The sequence below is a fragment of the Niveispirillum sp. FG148 genome (genome assembly GCF_057809655.1).
This window is the reverse complement of record NZ_JBMDKJ010000010.1, coordinates 126,857-143,443: the sequence shown is the minus strand read 5'-3', so window position 1 is coordinate 143,443 and position 16,587 is coordinate 126,857. Positions and strand designations below refer to the sequence as shown.

The 16,587-nt window shown below is 62.1% G+C and carries 12 protein-coding genes and 3 pseudogenes; 8 read left to right on the top strand and 7 right to left on the bottom strand.

Annotated elements, in window-relative coordinates; translation table 11 throughout:
* Nucleotides 1-383: 383 nt before the first annotated feature.
* Together ACODTW_RS13185 and ACODTW_RS13180 are read left to right on the top strand one after the other, a co-directional pair.
* Nucleotides 384-1,193, top strand: a complete 810-nt coding sequence (locus ACODTW_RS13185) for a type IV toxin-antitoxin system AbiEi family antitoxin domain-containing protein (protein ID WP_488946477.1) — start codon at nucleotides 384-386, stop codon at nucleotides 1,191-1,193.
* Nucleotides 1,180-2,097: a nucleotidyl transferase AbiEii/AbiGii toxin family protein gene (locus tag ACODTW_RS13180; RefSeq protein ID WP_488946476.1), complete on the top strand. Its 918-nt coding sequence runs from the start codon at nucleotides 1,180-1,182 to the stop codon at nucleotides 2,095-2,097. Before ACODTW_RS13185 ends, ACODTW_RS13180 begins: the two co-directional genes overlap by 14 nt.
* A gap of 74 nt (nucleotides 2,098-2,171) precedes the next feature.
* Here the strand turns inward: ACODTW_RS13180 and ACODTW_RS13175 are convergent, their stop codons facing one another.
* Nucleotides 2,172-3,464 (bottom strand): site-specific integrase, encoded by a 1,293-nt coding sequence (locus ACODTW_RS13175; RefSeq protein ID WP_488946475.1) that lies wholly within the window; start codon nucleotides 3,462-3,464, stop codon nucleotides 2,172-2,174.
* 381 nt (nucleotides 3,465-3,845) lie between these two features.
* Between ACODTW_RS13175 and ACODTW_RS13170 the strand changes: the two are divergent.
* Together ACODTW_RS13170 and ACODTW_RS13165 are read left to right on the top strand one after the other, a co-directional pair.
* Nucleotides 3,846-4,882 (top strand): annotated as a pseudogene (locus ACODTW_RS13170) (IS3 family transposase).
* Nucleotides 4,883-5,448 (top strand): annotated as a pseudogene (locus ACODTW_RS13165) (DUF3363 domain-containing protein).
* A 162-nt stretch (nucleotides 5,449-5,610) separates the two neighbouring features.
* Here the strand turns inward: ACODTW_RS13165 and ACODTW_RS13160 are convergent.
* Nucleotides 5,611-6,222, bottom strand: a complete 612-nt coding sequence (locus ACODTW_RS13160; RefSeq protein WP_488946474.1) for a TetR/AcrR family transcriptional regulator — start codon at nucleotides 6,220-6,222, stop codon at nucleotides 5,611-5,613.
* Nucleotides 6,223-6,282: 60 nt separating this feature from the next.
* On the opposite strand from ACODTW_RS13160, the gene ACODTW_RS13155 reads away from it, so the two are divergent.
* The 4 genes from ACODTW_RS13155 (at nucleotide 6,283) to ACODTW_RS13140 (ending at nucleotide 9,846) form a co-directional block, all read left to right on the top strand.
* A complete protein-coding gene (locus ACODTW_RS13155; RefSeq protein ID WP_488946473.1) occupies nucleotides 6,283-7,071 on the top strand; it encodes an SDR family NAD(P)-dependent oxidoreductase in 789 nt (262 codons plus the stop codon).
* Between the two features lie 80 nt (nucleotides 7,072-7,151).
* Entirely contained in the window at nucleotides 7,152-8,153 is a 1,002-nt protein-coding gene (locus ACODTW_RS13150; protein WP_488946472.1) for an NADP-dependent oxidoreductase, read from the top strand.
* 52 nt (nucleotides 8,154-8,205) lie between these two features.
* Nucleotides 8,206-9,021: an oxidoreductase gene (locus ACODTW_RS13145; protein ID WP_488946471.1), complete on the top strand. Its 816-nt coding sequence runs from the start codon at nucleotides 8,206-8,208 to the stop codon at nucleotides 9,019-9,021.
* A gap of 135 nt (nucleotides 9,022-9,156) precedes the next feature.
* Nucleotides 9,157-9,846 carry a type IV secretory system conjugative DNA transfer family protein gene (locus ACODTW_RS13140; RefSeq protein ID WP_488946470.1) on the top strand — a complete coding sequence of 230 codons (690 nt, stop codon included), beginning with the start codon at nucleotides 9,157-9,159 and terminating at the stop codon, nucleotides 9,844-9,846.
* Here ACODTW_RS13140 and ACODTW_RS13135 read toward each other — a convergent pair.
* The 5 genes and pseudogenes from ACODTW_RS13135 to ACODTW_RS13115 all read right to left on the bottom strand — a co-directional run.
* A pseudogene (locus ACODTW_RS13135) lies at nucleotides 9,790-10,773 on the bottom strand (IS701 family transposase); the annotation flags it as partial. The gene ACODTW_RS13140 and the pseudogene ACODTW_RS13135 sit on opposite strands and share 57 nt — an antisense overlap.
* A gap of 96 nt (nucleotides 10,774-10,869) precedes the next feature.
* Nucleotides 10,870-11,691: an oxidoreductase gene (locus ACODTW_RS13130; RefSeq protein ID WP_488946469.1), complete on the bottom strand. Its 822-nt coding sequence runs from the start codon at nucleotides 11,689-11,691 to the stop codon at nucleotides 10,870-10,872.
* Between the two features lie 14 nt (nucleotides 11,692-11,705).
* Nucleotides 11,706-14,774: an efflux RND transporter permease subunit gene (locus ACODTW_RS13125; RefSeq protein ID WP_488946468.1), complete on the bottom strand. Its 3,069-nt coding sequence runs from the start codon at nucleotides 14,772-14,774 to the stop codon at nucleotides 11,706-11,708.
* A complete protein-coding gene (locus ACODTW_RS13120) occupies nucleotides 14,771-15,775 on the bottom strand; it encodes an efflux RND transporter periplasmic adaptor subunit (RefSeq protein WP_488946467.1) in 1,005 nt (334 codons plus the stop codon). Before ACODTW_RS13120 ends, ACODTW_RS13125 begins: the two co-directional genes overlap by 4 nt.
* A 193-nt stretch (nucleotides 15,776-15,968) precedes the next feature.
* A complete protein-coding gene (locus ACODTW_RS13115; RefSeq protein ID WP_488946466.1) occupies nucleotides 15,969-16,586 on the bottom strand; it encodes a TetR/AcrR family transcriptional regulator in 618 nt (205 codons plus the stop codon).
* Nucleotide 16,587 lies beyond the last annotated feature (1 nt).

Below are 16,587 nucleotides of genomic sequence, written 5' to 3'. Positions count from 1 at the left end.
CCGTTTGTGAACAGGTTCGCGCACTCGAAGCCACGGTCGACGTCAGCCTCTCGGTCGTGGCATCCTCCGACAACATATAGATGCTGGAATGTACGCCTACGGTGAGGGCCGCTTTGTAGGGCATGGGTGATCTGGGGATGTTTGTGTGGTGCGTCATCGCGCGGACGCAAACGAGTAGCAAACGTCATGTCTTATCAGCGTGTGGAGTTTCTGACGGGGGCGGAGCGCCGCCGGACACCCTGTCCGATTTCTGGGGGCCACCTCTATGATCAGCTTTTGCGAAGCTGTACTTTGTTATCGGCATTGAGCCCGAATCTTGGAACGCAGTTTGAAACTGTGCTATTTTGCCAAGCATGACTGGACAAAGCATATCAAAGCTAAACTTGCTGGAGCGGACGCTCCCCGACGGGCTGCTGGTGGATGCAGCCTGGATGGAGCGGCACGGCTATTCGACCAGCCTCCGCAGCCAGTATGTCGCAGCCGGCTGGCTCGTGCAGCCGGTTCGTGGCACCTACAAGCGACCAATTGGTAAGCTGACCTGGGATAGGGCCGTCATCTCATTGCAAGCATTGATGAAGCATCCCTTGATCGTGGGCGGACGGACCGCGCTTGAACTGCAAGGGCTTGGTCATTACGTCTCCGCCAGCGGGCCGGGGAGCATCCACCTCTATGGTGACGAACCCCCTCCAGGCTGGCTTGCGAAACTGCCTTTCAAGGAGCGCTTCATCTTCCACAAGGCCCAGACCCTGTTCAGTGCAATGACTGCCGCGGAGGATCCGCTCAGCTTGGCAGGTGGCGACGACGGCGATGACCATGAACGAACCGGAGACCATGTTCGCCCGCTATCCATGAACGCGCACTGGCCTCTGCTAGTTTCCACACCTGAGCGGGCCTTTCTGGAATTGCTGGATGAACTGCCGAGACGCGAGACATTCCACAATGTCGATGTGATTGCGGAGGGGCTGCGCACGCTCAGCCCAACCCGTCTCCAGAAGCTGCTGGAAGATTGCCGCAGCGTGAAGGCCAAGCGGCTGTTTTTCTGGTTTGCTGAACGACATGGCCATCGCTGGCTCACCCGGATTGACCGGGACCGTGTGTCGCTCGGCAGCGGTAAGCGCATGTTGGTCAAGGGTGGCCGGCTTGATCCGAAGTACCTGATAACCGTTCCGGAGGATCTTGGTGTCCCTGTCTGATCGCTACCGGGCGCAGGTCGCACTCCTGATCGCCGTGATGCCGTTCGTCGCGGCGGAAGAGGATTTCGCGCTGAAGGGCGGCACGGCGATCAACCTGTTCGTCCGCGACATGCCTCGCCTGTCGGTCGACATCGACTTGACCTACCTGCCGGTGGCCGGGCGTCCTGAATCCCTGTCTGCGATCGATGCCGGCATGAAGCGGATTGCTGCTGCCATCCGCAAGGGACAGCGCGGAGCGCACGTCACCGAAGTCTTGAACACGCGCGAGCCGGTCGTCACGAAGCTGACCGTGCAGCGGGGGGATGCCCAGATCAAGATCGAGGTGACGCCCGTCCTGCGTGGCTGCGTCTTCGCTTCGGAACTGCGCTCGGTATCGGCTGCAGTGGAGGAGGCGTTCGGCTTTGCCGAAATGCAGGTTGTCTCGTTCCCTGATCTTTATGCCGGAAAGATCGTGGCTGCACTCGACCGGCAACATCCGCGGGATCTGTTCGACATCAAGGACCTGCTGGCCAACGAGGGCATCCATGATGAACTGCGCCGCGCCTTCATCGTCTACCTGGTCAGCCATGACCGCCTGATATTCGAACTGGTGGCACCCCGTCGCAAGGATTTGACCCAGGAATTCGCGCAGGGTTTCGAGGGTATGACGACGGAGCCCGTCGCCCTTGCGGACTTGGCGGCGGCGCGGGAGGCGTTGATTGCCACGATCATCGGCGGAATGCCGGCCGCGCATAGGGAGTTCCTGTTGCGGTTCAAGCGCGGTGAGCCGGATTGGAGCCTCGTCGGGCTCCCTGAAGCTGCGAACCTGCCAGCTGTGCGGTGGAAGCAGTTGAACCTGGACAAGCTTGCCAAGACTGTCCGGGCACGTCTTGTTGATCAACTGGGTACAGCACTGTCATCCTGACCATAATGTCCCGTAACGCCTGCCGGAGATGCAAAAGCAACTTTGAAGGACGAAGGGGCAGGGGCACCCTGCCTCTACGGGGCTGATTTCGCGCTCGCCCAGGATTCCAAGGGCTGGACTGTGTATTTGTGATTGCGCCGCCGCTTTGTACTGATCGTCGCCTGCTTGGCAATGAAGTCCGAGACCTTCTCCATGGCATTCTTGACCGGATCGGCAGCCAGATGGGCGTACCGGGCTGTGGTCTGCACTTGGGTATGTCCGAGCAACTTGCCGATCATCGGCAGCCCTTCGCCCAGGAACAGGGCGCCGCTGGCGAAAGAGTGCCGCAGGTCATGGATGCGGACATCATCCAGCCCGGCCTTCTTGCGGATACGGCGCCAGGGCGGCTGCAGGTCCGTCAGCCGGGCACCTTCCTTCATGCCGGTGATGACCCAGGGATTATCCGTCAGCCGGGGGATCGACCGCAGGACGGCGGCCACGGCTTCCCCGAAATGCACAACCTTCGCACCCGTTTTGGAATCCGGTAAACGCAATGCCCGCGCCTGCCAATCCACATAGGACCATTTCAAGGTCATGACCTCGCCCAAGCGGCAACCTGTCAGCATCAGCAATCGGACGGCGGCCACCACGGCTGGAGGTTCCGAGCCGTCCGCCTCGACCTCGGCCAATGTCCGGCCCAGGGAGGCGTACTCATCGGCGCCCAGGAACCGCTCGCGCTTCTCCTCACGATACTTTTTTACATGCAGGCAGGGATTGCTGCCATCGGGCCGCAGCCCCCAGACCTCTGCCAGATTGAACATCTTCGACAACACCCCCAGGGTCCGGTTGGCCTGATAGGGGATGTGCTTCAGGGATTGATGCAGTTCGGCGATGTCCCGGCGTTCGATATCCAGGACCTTGCGGGTGCCGATCTCGGGATTGATGAATAGTTCGACGGAGCGTCTGTATTCATACTGGGTGGAAGGCTTGCAGCGGACGGAGACATGTTCCTTGAGGAAGCGTTCGCCGAGCCCTTTGACCGTAGGCGATTTGCGAGCCACGTCCAGTTCCTTGACCGGGTCGTTGCCAGCTTTCGCCTGTGAAATGATTTCGTGCGCCCTTATCCGCGCCTTGTCGGCGGTGACGGGGCCATGCGTGCCGATCGTCACCTTCCGCAGCCGGCCTTTGACCCGCGTCATGGCGACATAGACCTTGCGGCCCGACGGCCAGACCCGCACGCCGAAGCCACGGAGTTCATCGTCCCAATACACGGTTTCGACCGCTCCGGGTTCCAATTGGTCGACCACACGCTTTGTCAGCTTTGCCATGGTGGGCCTCCATGCCTGCCAACAAACCGTGGCTGAGCCAGCGTTCCGCAGGTAGCACATAGGTAACAAATGAGAGTGAAATCAGGGTAACGTGGTCGTATTTGGGGGGGCAATGGAAAATTAGTATTAGTGTGTCTAAACATGAAGTTAGCGTATTAAAGTTTGCGGTGCCGTATTTCGTCGTATGAATAATTTTCAAACTCATAACCTGAAGGCCGCAGGTTCAAATCCTGCCCCCGCATCCAACATAAGCCCGCTAACTCAATGAGTTGGCGGGCTTTTGTCTTTCCAGCCCTTGGAAGCAGCCCACAGCCTGGAAGCAGGGTGGAAGCGCAAGGGCAGAAATCAACGTCCGCTGTACGGCCCCAGATTGATCGTTGGACGCTGAACTGGCCCCCGTTTGGACCGGACATTCAGGCCTAGCCTGGGAGGCTTGGGGATATCCCTGAGCATGTGCTTATGCCTGAGATCGAGATCATCACGGATGGCGGTCGCCGTCGCCGCTGGACGGCATCGGAGAAGCTGCGGATCGTTGAGGAGACGCTGGACGGCCGGTCGAGCATCTCTGTCGTGGCCCGCCGTCATGGCGTAGCGCCGAACCTGCTGTATCGTTGGCGGCGTCTGATGCTGAAGGGCGGTTCGCGGTGAAGGCGGTGGCCCAAACGCTGGGTGTAGCCCGGTCCAATCTGGTTGATCGGCTGGCGGGCCGGACCCGGCCGCGCGGTCGCTACCACAAGGCCGGGGACGCGGTGGTCGTGCCCATGATCACCGCCCTGGTGGCGGCCCGGCCGACATATGGCTATCGCCGGATCACGGCGCTGCTGAACCGGCAATTGCGGGAGAGTGGCGCCACACCGGTGAACCACAAGCGGGTCTATCGCATCATGCAGGCCAACAACCTGCTGCTGGCCCGCAAATATGAGGAGCGGCCCGATCTGGCGCATGACGGCAAGGTGATCGTTATGCGCTCCAACCTGCGCTGGTGCTCGGACGGGTTCGAGTTCGCCTGCTGGAACGGCGACATCATCCGCGGCGCGTTCATCATCGACGCCCATGACCGGGAGATCGTCGCCTGGCGGGCCGTCGTCAATGCCGGCATCAGCGGTTCCGACATCCGCGACGTGATGCTGGAAGCGGTCGAGGTCCGGTTCGGCGCCGTGCGTGTTTCCCAACCCATCGAGATGCTGTCGGACAACGGCTCGCCCTACATCGCCAGGGAGACCCGGATCTTTGCCCAGCAGCTCGGCCTGAAACCTTGTTTTACCCCGGTGAAAAGCTCGCAGAGCAATGGCATCGCCGAGGCCTTCGTTAAAATCCTGAAGCGTGACTATGTGCAGGTCACGCCACTGCCGGATGCCGAAACCGTCCTCGGACAGATCGGCGGATGGATCGATGACTACAACAATAACCATCCACATTCCGGCCTAAAAATGCGCTCGCCCCGCGAGTTCATAAGGGCCTATCGTGAAACCGCCTGAATGTCCGGCCAAACGGGGGCCAGTTCACGCACCCAGGCCCGGGTTAACCCGGTCATCGTGCGGGTTCTCTCCAGCCTGCCGTTGGAACAACAGATCACCACCGACGGTGCCACCTGGCTGGACCGCGAGTTGCTCGCCCCAAACCCAGCGCCGCTGCGCGATGCTGGTTTCGGTCGGATGTGCGTGATGCCCAGGACCGTCGGCGGCAATGGCTGATAGTCGAGGATCTAGCCCGCGAGGAACAAGGCCGAACCTTTTACCGTGCCGACCTGCTGGCAACCCTGCGGCGGCGCGAGCTGCTGCGGGTTGCCGGCCAACTGTCTGACGAGCTGGGCTTGCCCTATGCCAGCCTCTCCCGTGGCCACCCCGTCGAGGGCACCTACTGCCGGACGGTGCCCCTTGCCAGCGAAAAGCTGGCCCTGATCGAGCGCAGCCAGGACTTCACCCTGGTCCCCTGGCGGCCGGTGTTGGACCGGCATATCGGGCAGCCTATGTCGGGGATCGTCAGCGGTGATGGTGTGACCTGGAACTTCGGGCGGCAGCGCGGGGGACCGGCGATTGAGTGAAAAAACCATCGCTCTCAGATGCTCAATGTTGGTCGCCCAGTCCCCGCCTGTAGGTTTCAGGGTGCGCGGCCGGAATGGGCCAGCTTGGGCTCCGACTCATCCGCCGCCTATAACGAGCCGTTGTGCGGCGACCTTTAGACCAGCCCGACTGAGATATCGCGCTCAGGAGATCGGCACTTGGGCGGTCCCGGCATCAATCCACGCCCGTGTCTGGTCCAGGATTTCGTCGGAAAGCACAGGATCATCAATGGCGCGGGCCAGGATGACGGCCCCCACCATCGCGGCCCAGCTTCCAATGGCCGCGCACCGGCTGTCGGCCGGATCCATAGCCGGGAGAGCCTGCTGGATACGGGCGATCTGCGAGCGGAGGCCTTCCGTCATGGCCGCGCGCGCCAGGGGCGTTTCGTGGCGGACGGACGCGGCCAGTCCTGCTGTCGGGCACCCACCGGCGGGGTTGTCGCGGTGACGGGGTGACAGATAGGCATCGACATAATGCCGAAAGTCACCGCCTTCACCTGCGTTCGCCCCAAGGGCATGCGCCAGGGTTTTCGCGACCAGATCGTCCTTCGAACTGAAATGACCATAGAAACCGCCATGCGTAAGGCCGGCGGCCTTCATCACCTCGGACACGCTGACGGCGTCGAACCCCTTCTCGCGGAACAGCCTGCTGGCAACGTCCAGAATCCGACGGCGGTTTTCCGCCATCTGCTCTCGGCTGACATTCATTGCAAATTTCTCCACGAGCCATATTGACATAATCATGATGACCATCATATTTAGACAATCGTGATGATCGTCATGATTATAGGCATCAACAGAGCAGAGAGCAATCCCATGGCTGCCCTTCCTTCAGTGTTGGTTACAGGCGCTTCCACCGGCATTGGCGCCACCTATGCCGACCGTTTCGCGCGCCGCGGCCATGACCTTGTGCTGGTGGCGCGGGACCGCAAGCGCATGGAGGCGCTGGCCGACCGGTTGCGGCAGGAAACTGGCGTGGCCATCGACATCATCCAGGCCGATCTGACGCAGGCCGCCGATCTGGCGGTGGTGGAGGCGCGGCTGCGCGACGATGCGCGCATCGGCATCCTGATCAACAATGCGGGCACGGCCCTGGGCGGCAGCTTCATTGAGCAGTCCACCGATGATGTAACGCGGCTGGTCGCGCTGAACACCACAGCCCCGCTGCGGCTGGCCAGCGCCGTTGCACCGCGCTTCACGGTGGCGGGCGTAGGGGCCATCATCAATATCGGCTCGGTGGTCGGGCTGGCACCCGAATTCGCCATGACCGTCTATGGTGCGACCAAGGCGTTCGTGCTGTTCCTGTCGCAGGGGCTCCATCTGGAACTGGGACCGAAGGGTGTCTATGTCCAGGCCGTGCTTCCTGCCGCCACGCGCACCGAAATCTGGGAGCACGCCGGTGCCGACGTCAGCACCATGAGCGGGGTGATGGAGGTCGATGAACTGGTTGACGCGGCGTTGGTCGGGTTTGACCGTCGCGAACCGGTCACCATTCCGCCGTTGCCCGATGTGGAGCAATGGAACAGCTATCAGGCTGCACGTCAGGCCATTCTTCCGAATGTGGGTCAGGAACATGCCGCCGCACGCTACCGGCAGGCCGTCTGACTCTGTGCGCCAACATTTCTCGGCCGAATGGCTGCCGTGACCCGGCAGGTCGCTAACAATCATCTGAAGAGCGGGTCATCATGAAGGCCTTCATCGTCGATAAGTACAAGAAGGGACGCGCCCTTCGCCTGGGCGAGATGCCGGCCCCCGTGCTGACGGATAGGGATGTCCTGGTCCAGATCCATGCGGCCGGGCTCAACCCCCTGGATGCGAAAATCCGCGATGGGGTCTTCAAGCCTCTGCTTCCTTATCGGCCGCCGTTCATCCTGGGACATGACATGGCAGGGGTCGTCACCCGTGTCGGGTCAAAGGTCCGCAGGTTCAAGGTGGGGGATGCGGTCTATGCCCGCCCGCGCGACGGCCGCGTCGGGACCCTGGCGGAAGCGATCGCCATTGATGAGGCCGATCTTGCCCTGAAGCCAAAGAACCTGAACATGGCTGAAGCCGCCGCCATTCCGCTGGTGGGGCTGACGGCCTGGCAGGCATTGGTGGAGCAGGCCAAGCTGCAGAAGGGCCAGAAAATCCTCATCCATGCCGGTTCGGGCGGTGTCGGGACGTTCGCCATCCAGTTAGCCAAGCATCTGGGCGCAACGGTTGCCACGACGACGAGCACGGCCAATGTCAAACTCGTCACCAGCCTGGGCGCTGATGTCGTGATCGACTACAAGAAACAGGATTTCTCCAAGGTCCTGTCGGGTTACGACGTCGTCTTGAACAGCCTGGAAGGCGACACGCTGGAAAAGTCCCTGGACGTGTTGAAGCCGGGTGGCAAACTGATTTCCATCTCCGGTCCGCCTGACCCGGAATTCGCCCAGCGACAGGGGCTGAACTGGCTGCTGCATCAGCTTATGCGCCTGCTGAGTTTCAGCATCCGACGCAAGGCCAAGGCCCGAGGGGTGGACTATTCCTTCCTGTTCATGCAGGCCGATGGTGGGCAGTTGGCCCAGATCACTTCGCTGATCGAAGCCGGGATCATCCGCCCGGTCATGGATCAGGTCTTCCCGTTCGAAGCGACCAATGACGCCCTGGCCTACATTGAAACGGGGCGATCAAAGGGCAAGGTCGTCGTCGCCCTGCGCTGACGATGGCGACGCGCTTACTCCACTTCATGCTCAGCAAACCAGAGCGAAAGCCATGCACGCAAATTCCCCCAAAACGGCGCTCGTGACGGGTGCCTCCTCCGGTATCGGGCGGGCCACCGCCGAGGTTCTGGCACAATCGGGCTTTACCGTCTTCGGCACCAGCCGCAAACCGGGCAGCATCAGCCCGAGCCAAGTAACGATGCTGGCCTGCGACGTGACAGAGGATGCCTCTGTGTCTGCCCTCGTTTCAGAGGTCCTCGCCCGCACCGGGCGCATCGATGTTCTTGTCAATAATGCCGGCCTGGGCCTGTTCGGTGGGGCCGAGGAATCCTCGGTCACCCAGGTTCAGCGCCTGTTCGACGTTAATCTGTTCGGTGTCATCAGGGTCATCAACGCCGTGATGCCGTCGATGCGGGCGCAAGGGCACGGTCGCATCATCAACCTGAGTAGCGCGCTCGGTATCGTGCCAGCGCCCTATTCGGCCCACTACGCCGCCAGCAAATTCGCCCTTGAGGGCTATTCAGAGTCGCTGGATCACGAAGTCCGCGCCTTCAATGTCCGCGTCTCATTGATTGAGCCCGGCACAGTCAAAGGCAATTTCGATCAGAACGCGCTGGACCCTGACAAGAAGATGACTGAGTACGATGATGCCCGTGCCTGGGTGCATGGCTTCTTTAAGAAGGCGCTGTTGACGGCGGTCACACCGGAACAGGTGGCCGATGCCGTGCTGCTGGCTGCTACGGCTCCGCGCCAGCAACTGCGCTATCCTGTCGGCAAGGTTGCAAAGCAAGTCAGCTTGCTGCGCCGCCTCATGCCCGCGCGGATGTTTGACAAGACCTTGCGCCAGGAATTCGGTCTGCCGGGCTGATGTTCGCGCTTCGGGTCCGCAGCCCGAACTTGTCCCCTCGGCCCCTGGCGGGAAAGGTCGTATATAAGGGACATAGTCTGTTCTTCATCTAACTTTCACCCTTCGTTGACCGTTTTGTCGTCCGCGGAGGCCCCTATGACCCCCACCAAACTGCTGATCGGCCAGATCCTGGTCGTCTTCGCCATCGTCATCCTGGGCGTCTGGGCGGCGACGCAGTGGGCAGCTGCCATGCTGGGCTATCAGGCCCAGCTCGGCCCCGCCTGGACCGTCATCGCCGGTTGGCCCGTCTATCGACCCTGGCAGTTGTTCGAGTGGTGGTATTGGTACGAGGCCTATGCGCCGCATGTGTTCGACAAGGCTGGCATGCTGGCCGGGGCCAGCGGGTTCATGGGCTGTGCTGCTGCCATCATCGGGTCGCTATGGCGCGCCCGGCAGACGCGGATGGTCACGACCTATGGCTCGTCGCGCTGGGCGACCCGCCGGGAAGTGGAGGGGGCGGGGCTGTTTCGGCCGGCGGGGGTCTTTCTGGGGCGGTTGGGGGGCCGGTATCTGCGGCATGATGGGCCGGAGCATGTCATGGCCTTTGCCCCCACCCGGTCGGGTAAGGGCGTGGGGCTGGTGGTGCCGACGCTGCTGTCCTGGACGGGATCGGCGGTGATCCATGACATCAAGGGCGAGAATTGGCAGCTGACGGCAGGCTGGCGGGCGCGCTTCTCGCACAGCCTGCTGTTGAATCCCACCGACCCGCGCTCAGCTCGTTACACGCTACCGCAACTTGGCGGTCTCCACCAAGGCGTCGAGCGACATTGTCTCCGGCAGCGTTGACAACCAGAACTTGGTCGGCTTCTCTTTGTCCTCGGGCCATTCGATCAGCAGCCACTCCTCTGGGCGACGCTCCGCCCGCTCCTTTTCGCGGTGCGCGGCGTGAACGCGATCGGCGGCGAACCGGGAGACCAGCGGCGCGTTCGTGCCCTCCCGCCACGTTACGGAGCGCCAAGCCTCCGGAGCCAGCCCTTCGGCCAGAGCCTTTGCTGAGATCGGTTCATGCCCAGGGGGGCGGCGGCGCAGGAGCTTCGACGGCCGCCCCTTGCCGCTCCATGGCTTGGGCGGCAGCGGTTTCACACCAGGCGGCCAGACGGCCAGCGAGGATTGGACACCGGCGAAATAAGTCAGCCCCAGCGCGGTCACGCACTCGCGCAGGGCGGTGTCGTTGCCATAGCCTGCGTCCATCAGGACCATGCCCGGCGCTCCGCGTTGCCGGCCCATGTCTCCGGTAGGTCCAGTTGGCAGGCGACGGGAAGGCTGGCGTGGTCGGTTGCCAGCGACAGCGACACGGCGACTTGGCAATTGTCCTGCTTGCCGATCTGACCGCAGTACTGGCGCGTCACGCCAACGGAATGGCGCCCCTTCTTCGGCATGCCAGTGTCGTTAATGATCCAGGCGCGGACGGGGCCGCGTTCCGACAACGCTGGCAAAACCAGATCGCGCACCCCGGCCAGCACAGCGGCATCGTCCCAGGCTGCGTTGGCAACAAAATGGTGTAAGGACTGATGCGCAGAACCGAAACGTTCCGGCTCCACCCGAGCAGCCATCAGTTCGACGCTCTTGCTGTCGCCAGGAAGGATCAATCCGGTGCAATAGGCACGAAAAGGTGCCGCGCGATCAGCATGACCCACCCTAAGCCAACGCCAGACTCTCGACATATGCTGCGAACCGTGATTCGATGCCGCTTCCGGTGCCAAGGGGATACATACCGCCTCTCCGAACAAAGCATGAATCCCCTGATTACAACGAACCTCTGTTCCATTTCAGATTTTGTCACAAAGTTGAATTAGAGCCGTGCCAGCCTCAGGCAAGCCCGAACGTCTTGCGCAAGCCCTTCTCGACCGGACCGGCGGGCATGAAACGGCGCAGCTTGGCCAGAAGAGAAGCCTCGCCCTTGGGTGTGCGACGCATCTTCCATGGCCCCAGTGCGGCCTCGACCAGGGTGTCGACAACGCCGTCGGGGGCTGGTGCCTTCTGGACATTCTGCTGGATCGCGCGGGAGACGATGCCAAGCTCCTGGCTGTAATCGGGAATCTTCAGCGCCGTTTCGGGCGCGTTGAGATCCAGGTTGGTCTTGGTGAAGGAGGGTTCGACCAGCGTCACCCGGATGCCGAACTGACGAACTTCGTGATCCAGGGTTTCGGATAATCCCTCGACGGCGTGCTTGGAGGCGGCATACAGCGCCATGTAAGGGGCCGGCAGAAAGCCCAGGACCGAGCTGATACTGACAATGCGGCCGGAACGCTGCTGGCGCATATGCGGCAGCACGGCCTTGATCGTGCGCAGGATGCCGAACAGGTTGGTGTCGAACAGGGCCTGGGCTTCCGCGATCGAGGCTTCTTCCGCAGCACCCAGCAAGGTTCCGCCCGCGCTGTTGACCAGCACGTCGATGCGCTGGGCGGCGGCGATGATCGTTTCAACACCGCGTTGAACGGACGCCTCATCACAGACGTCCATTTGAACCAGTTCGACACCGGGGATGGCCTGGGCTTTCGCGATATTGCGTACAGTGCCGAACACCCGGCATCCCTGCTTGGAAAATCGGATCGCGGCACTGCGACCGATGCCTGATGACACGCCGGTGATGAGGACAACTTTTGTATTCGACATGATCGTTTCTTTCATAAGGGATCGGCTGCTCAACCTTGTGAGGCGACGGGCCTGATCTTGAACCAGATGGAATACATTGCCGGCAGGAACACCAGGGTCAGGACAGTACCCGCCAAGGTGCCGCCAATCAGGGTGTAGGCCAGCGTTCCCCAGAACACCGAATGGGTCAGCGGGATGAAGGCCAGGATGGCCGCGAGCGCCGTCAGGATCACGGGCCGCGCCCGCTGTACCGTCGCCTCGACCACCGCGTTGAACGGGCTCAATCCTTCCTGTTCATTGTGATGGATCTGCCCGATCAGGATCAGCGTGTTGCGCATCAGGATGCCGGACAGGGCAATCAGGCCGACCAGGGCATTGATGCCGAAGGGCTGCTGGAACAGCAGCAAGGTCGGCACCACGCCGATCAGCCCCAGCGGACTGGTCAGGAACACCATGACCATCGCCGACATCGACCGCACCTGGAAAATGATGACCAGCAGGGTCAGCGCGATCATGATCGGGAACAGCGGCAACAATGCCTTGGTGGCTTTGCCGGCTTCCTCAATGGAGCCCGCCTGTTCGATGCGGTAACCGGGTGGAAGCTGGGCGATCACCGGCTGCAACTGTTCCAGGATCACAGTGGAGACGTCGGGCGGCTGCAAACCATCGGCAATGTCGCCCCGCACGGTCAGCGTCGGCGTGCGGTCACGACGGCGCAGGATAGGGTCTTCCATACGCACGTCGACAATGCCGACCTGCGACAGCGGAAGGCGCTGTCCGGCCGATCCGACCAGGGTGAAATCAGCAATCCTGGCCGGGTCCAGGCGGATGTCGCCGGCCGCGCGGCCGACCACCTGCACCGAACGGATATCTTCGCGCACCTGCGTCAGCGGCACCCCGCTCAACAGGAACTGCAACTGCAAGGCCACGGCGTTGGAGGTCAGCCCGACAGCCTGCAGCCGGTCCTGATCAAGCGTGAAGTGCAGGGTCGGGACACGCGATCCCCAGTCGGTGTTGACGGTGCGCATCATCGGGCTGGCGCGCATAACGTCCTCGACCTGTGCCGCGATCAAGCGCAACTGATCGGGGTCCGGGCCCATGACGCGGTAAGCGACAGGAAAGGGCGACGGCGGGCCAAACACGATCTGCGTCATGCGCACCCGCGCCTCCGGTGCCAATCCGTCGGCAGCGGCCTGGCGCAGACGATGCTTCAGGGTCTCCCGCTCCTCCTCGTTACCGGTCAGCACGACGATCTTGGCAAAGGACGGATCGGGCAGTTCCGGCGACATGGCCAGGAAGAAGCGGGGGGCACCCTGGCCGATATAGGCGGTCACAACCTTGGCCTCCGGCTGCGTTGCCAGCCAGGCCTCCACCTTCGCCGTCGCGGCACTGGTCTGCTCAATCGAAGTGCCATAGGGCATCTGTACTTCGACAAGAACTTCTGGCCGGTCAGAGGTCGGGAAGAACTGTTTCTTCACAATTCCCATGCCGACCACAGCCAGAACGAACGTCCCCACAACCGCCCCCGCCACCAGCCATTTTGCAGCGATGACACGGCCCAGTACCTGCCGGAAGCGGTTATAGTTGGAGGTATTGTAGATGGCGGCGTGGCCACCCTCGACCGGCTTGATGTCCGGCAGCATCTTCACACCCAGATAAGGGGTGAACGCCACCGCCACCACCCAGGACACGATCAGGGCAATGCCGACGATCCAGAACATGTTGCTGGTATATTCGCCCGCCGTAGACCGTGCGAAGCCATTGGGCATGAAGCCGATGGCGGTGACCAGCGTGCCTGACAGCATGGGGGCCGCCGTGTGGCTCCAGGCATAGGCGGAGGCTTTGACCCGGTCATAGCCCTCCTCCATCTTCACCACCATCATTTCAATGGCGATGATGGCGTCGTCCACCAGCAGGCCCAGAGCCAGGATCAGGGAACCCAACGTGATACGGTCGAAATTCTTGCCCGTCGCCGCCATGATGATGAACACGGCGGCGAGCGTCAGCGGCACCGCCGCCGCCACAACGATGCCGACCCGCCAGCCCATGCTGACAAAACAGACCACCATCACGACCAGCAGGGCGACAAAGAATTTCACCATGAACTCGTCGACCGCCGAACTGATGTTGACGGCCTGATCGGTCACTTTGGTCAGCGACATGCCCAAGGGCAGGTCCGCATTGATTGCAGAAACCTCTGCTTCCAACGCCTTGCCGAGGTCCAACCCGTTCCATTCGTCGCGCATGACGATGCCGAGCAGCAATGTCGGCTCACCGGCGTTTCGCACCTGGAAGGTGGTCGGATCTTCATAACCGCGTTCGACGGTCGCCACATCCGACAGCTTCAGGGTCCGCCCCTGGGCATTGATCGGAGTCTGCCGGATCTTCTCCAGCTTGTCGAAGGCACCATCGACACGGACGAAGACCTGTGCGCCCTTGGTTTCGATGGAACCGGCGGGCGTCAGCACATTCTGATTGTTGAGGGCGGCGAAGATATCCTGCGGGGCGACGCCCAATGTCGCCAGCTTTTCATGGGAGAAGGAGACGAAGATGCGCTCGGGCTGTTCCCCGATGATATTGACCTTCTTGACGCCAGCCACATGCAGCAGGCGCTGGCGCAGGGTCTCCGCATCACGCACCAGCAGGCGCTGCGGCTCCCCCTTGGCCTTCAGGGCGAACAGCGCAAAGGTCACGTCGGCATATTCATCATTGACCAGCGGGCCGATAACACCGGCGGGCAGGGTCTTGGCCTCGTCAGAGAGCTTTTTGCGGGCCTGATAAAACTCCTCCTGCACCTCCGACGGCGGGGCGTCGTCGCGCAGCACCACCATGGTGAAGGCCAGACCAGGCCGGGTGAAGGTCTCAGTCCGGTCGTACCAGCGCAGTTCCTGCATGCGCTTCTCCAGCGGCTCTGCAATCTGGTCCTGCATTTCCTGCGCCGTGGCACCGGGCCAGGCGGTGACGACCGTCATCTGCTTGATGGTGAAGGGGGGATCTTCCGCGCGTCCCAGTTGGAAGAAAGCGAGAATGCCCGCACCCGTGATCAGCAGGATCAAAAACAGGGTGATGGAACGCTCCCGCACGGCAAGGGCGGAGAGGTTGAAACGGCCTATGCTCACGGACGGTCTCCCCCGTTGACAGCCGGGGCCTGACCGGCGACACGCACCGGCTCGCCATCGCGCAGCATATGTGCGCCCAACGAGACAATCAGGTCGCCTGATTTGAGTGGCCCGGTAATGCGCGCGCTATCATCGGTAAGGTGCTGGACGGCGACAGGTTGCCATTTCACCTTTGTCGGCTTTCCGTCGATGACCCAGACCCCCGGCCCCTTCCCGGCATCAAACAGGGCCCCGATGGGCACCTGCATATCGTTCTGCGTGGATGGAATGCCGTCGGCAATACGGATGGTTACGGTGGCCCCCAGGGGAGCGTTAGCCAACTCCCCCTCCAGCACATACCGCGCCTCATAGGTGCGGGTCAGGCGGTCGGCGGCATCAGAGAGAAGGCGAAGTTTGGTTGGAACCGCAACACCATCCCGGCCGAACAATGTGGCCTGCCCGACGGAGCCGATGGCCGGGCGCAGCGTTTCCGGCAGTTGGACGACCGCCTCGCGGCGTCCGGCATGGGCCAACCGCACCACCACCTGCCCAGCACCGACAACCTGTCCGGGTTCGACCAGGGTTTCCATGATCACGCCGTCGGCATCCGCCACCAGTTCGGCATAGCGGTTGGCGTTCTGGGCCACCTCCGCCTGGGCCTGGGCGGCCTTTAGCTGGGCACTGGCGGCGTCGGCCGCCGCCTTGACCTGATCATAGGCGGAGACAGAGATGGCGCCGGTTCCGCGCAAGGCGCGATAACGGGCTTCATCCAGCGCGGTCTGCTGTGCCCGCGCGCGAGCGGCGGTGACCGCTTCCTGTTGCGCTTGGACGGCAAGCTTCAGATCAACCGGGTCGATCCGCAGGAGGACCTGCCCGCGTTTGACCGTCTGCCCGGTATCGACAAGCCGTTCCAGCACCTTGCCAGCGACGCGGAAGCCCAGATCGCTCTGGACCCGGGCCGCGACAGTGCCGGTAAAGGCGCGCGAGGCAACGCTGGCGTTCTGCACAGCGGCGGCGCGCACCAGCGGCGCTTCGGTACGGGGGTCGGCATGCGATTCTTCACCACATGCCGTCAACACAAGGGGCAACGCACAAAGGAGGGAGGAAACAAGAAGGTGACGGCGCAGCATGAGAGACCCATCAGCAAGGAGTTCTGGGATCTCATACTGAATCTAGTGACCAATTTAGTCAATAGTCACTGTCCATGCGCCAGCGTCATGGGGACAGGCTGCGCAGCACAAGGCTGGACAGCTGCAACGGCGCGTCGTCGGCATGGTTGACGCTATATTGCAGGAACAGCGGGTTCAGATAGGGGCGCATGACCAGATAGATCGCCCTGGCCGTCTCATCGAGCGGTGTCTTGCGCTCAAAGTCACCAGAGGCCCGACCTTCCAGCACGATCTCCTGAAGCAGCTTCTGAAGCCGGTCCTCATAGGCGACCACGGACTGCCAGCGCTCCGTGGCTGCTGATACGGCAATCTCATAGAGTTTGCGATCCTGGGAAAACAGGCGGAGGCTGGCCTCAATACCAACCTTGAACATACGCCGCAGCTTCTCGGAGGGCTGCGGGGCTTCCACCACGGCGACCCTGATCTCCGCCTCGATCCCGCACAGGCAGTTGGCACAGATACTCTCGCCAATGGCCTGCTTGGACTCAAAGAATTTATAGATATAGGCCTTGGAGAAGCCGATGGCCTTGGCAAGATCGGAGACCGTGGTCTTCTCATAGCCGTACCGGCTGAAATGCTCGGTAGCAGCGCCAACGATCTGAACCCGAACATCATGGTCGGCCGGACCACGGGCCGAAACAGGATAGGTGGCTGCTTTGTTCATG

Coding starts and splice junctions, on each gene's coding strand:
- ACODTW_RS13175 (WP_488946475.1), bottom strand. CDS start 3,464: ATGTGCTACCTGCGGAACGCTGGCTCAGCCACGGTTTGTTGGCAGGCA.
- ACODTW_RS13160 (WP_488946474.1), bottom strand. CDS start 6,222: ATGATGGTCATCATGATTATGTCAATATGGCTCGTGGAGAAATTTGCA.
- ACODTW_RS13155 (WP_488946473.1), top strand. CDS start 6,283: ATGGCTGCCCTTCCTTCAGTGTTGGTTACAGGCGCTTCCACCGGCATT.
- ACODTW_RS13150 (WP_488946472.1), top strand. CDS start 7,152: ATGAAGGCCTTCATCGTCGATAAGTACAAGAAGGGACGCGCCCTTCGC.
- ACODTW_RS13145 (WP_488946471.1), top strand. CDS start 8,206: ATGCACGCAAATTCCCCCAAAACGGCGCTCGTGACGGGTGCCTCCTCC.
- ACODTW_RS13140 (WP_488946470.1), top strand. CDS start 9,157: ATGACCCCCACCAAACTGCTGATCGGCCAGATCCTGGTCGTCTTCGCC.
- ACODTW_RS13130 (WP_488946469.1), bottom strand. CDS start 11,691: ATGAAAGAAACGATCATGTCGAATACAAAAGTTGTCCTCATCACCGGC.
- ACODTW_RS13115 (WP_488946466.1), bottom strand. CDS start 16,586: ATGAACAAAGCAGCCACCTATCCTGTTTCGGCCCGTGGTCCGGCCGAC.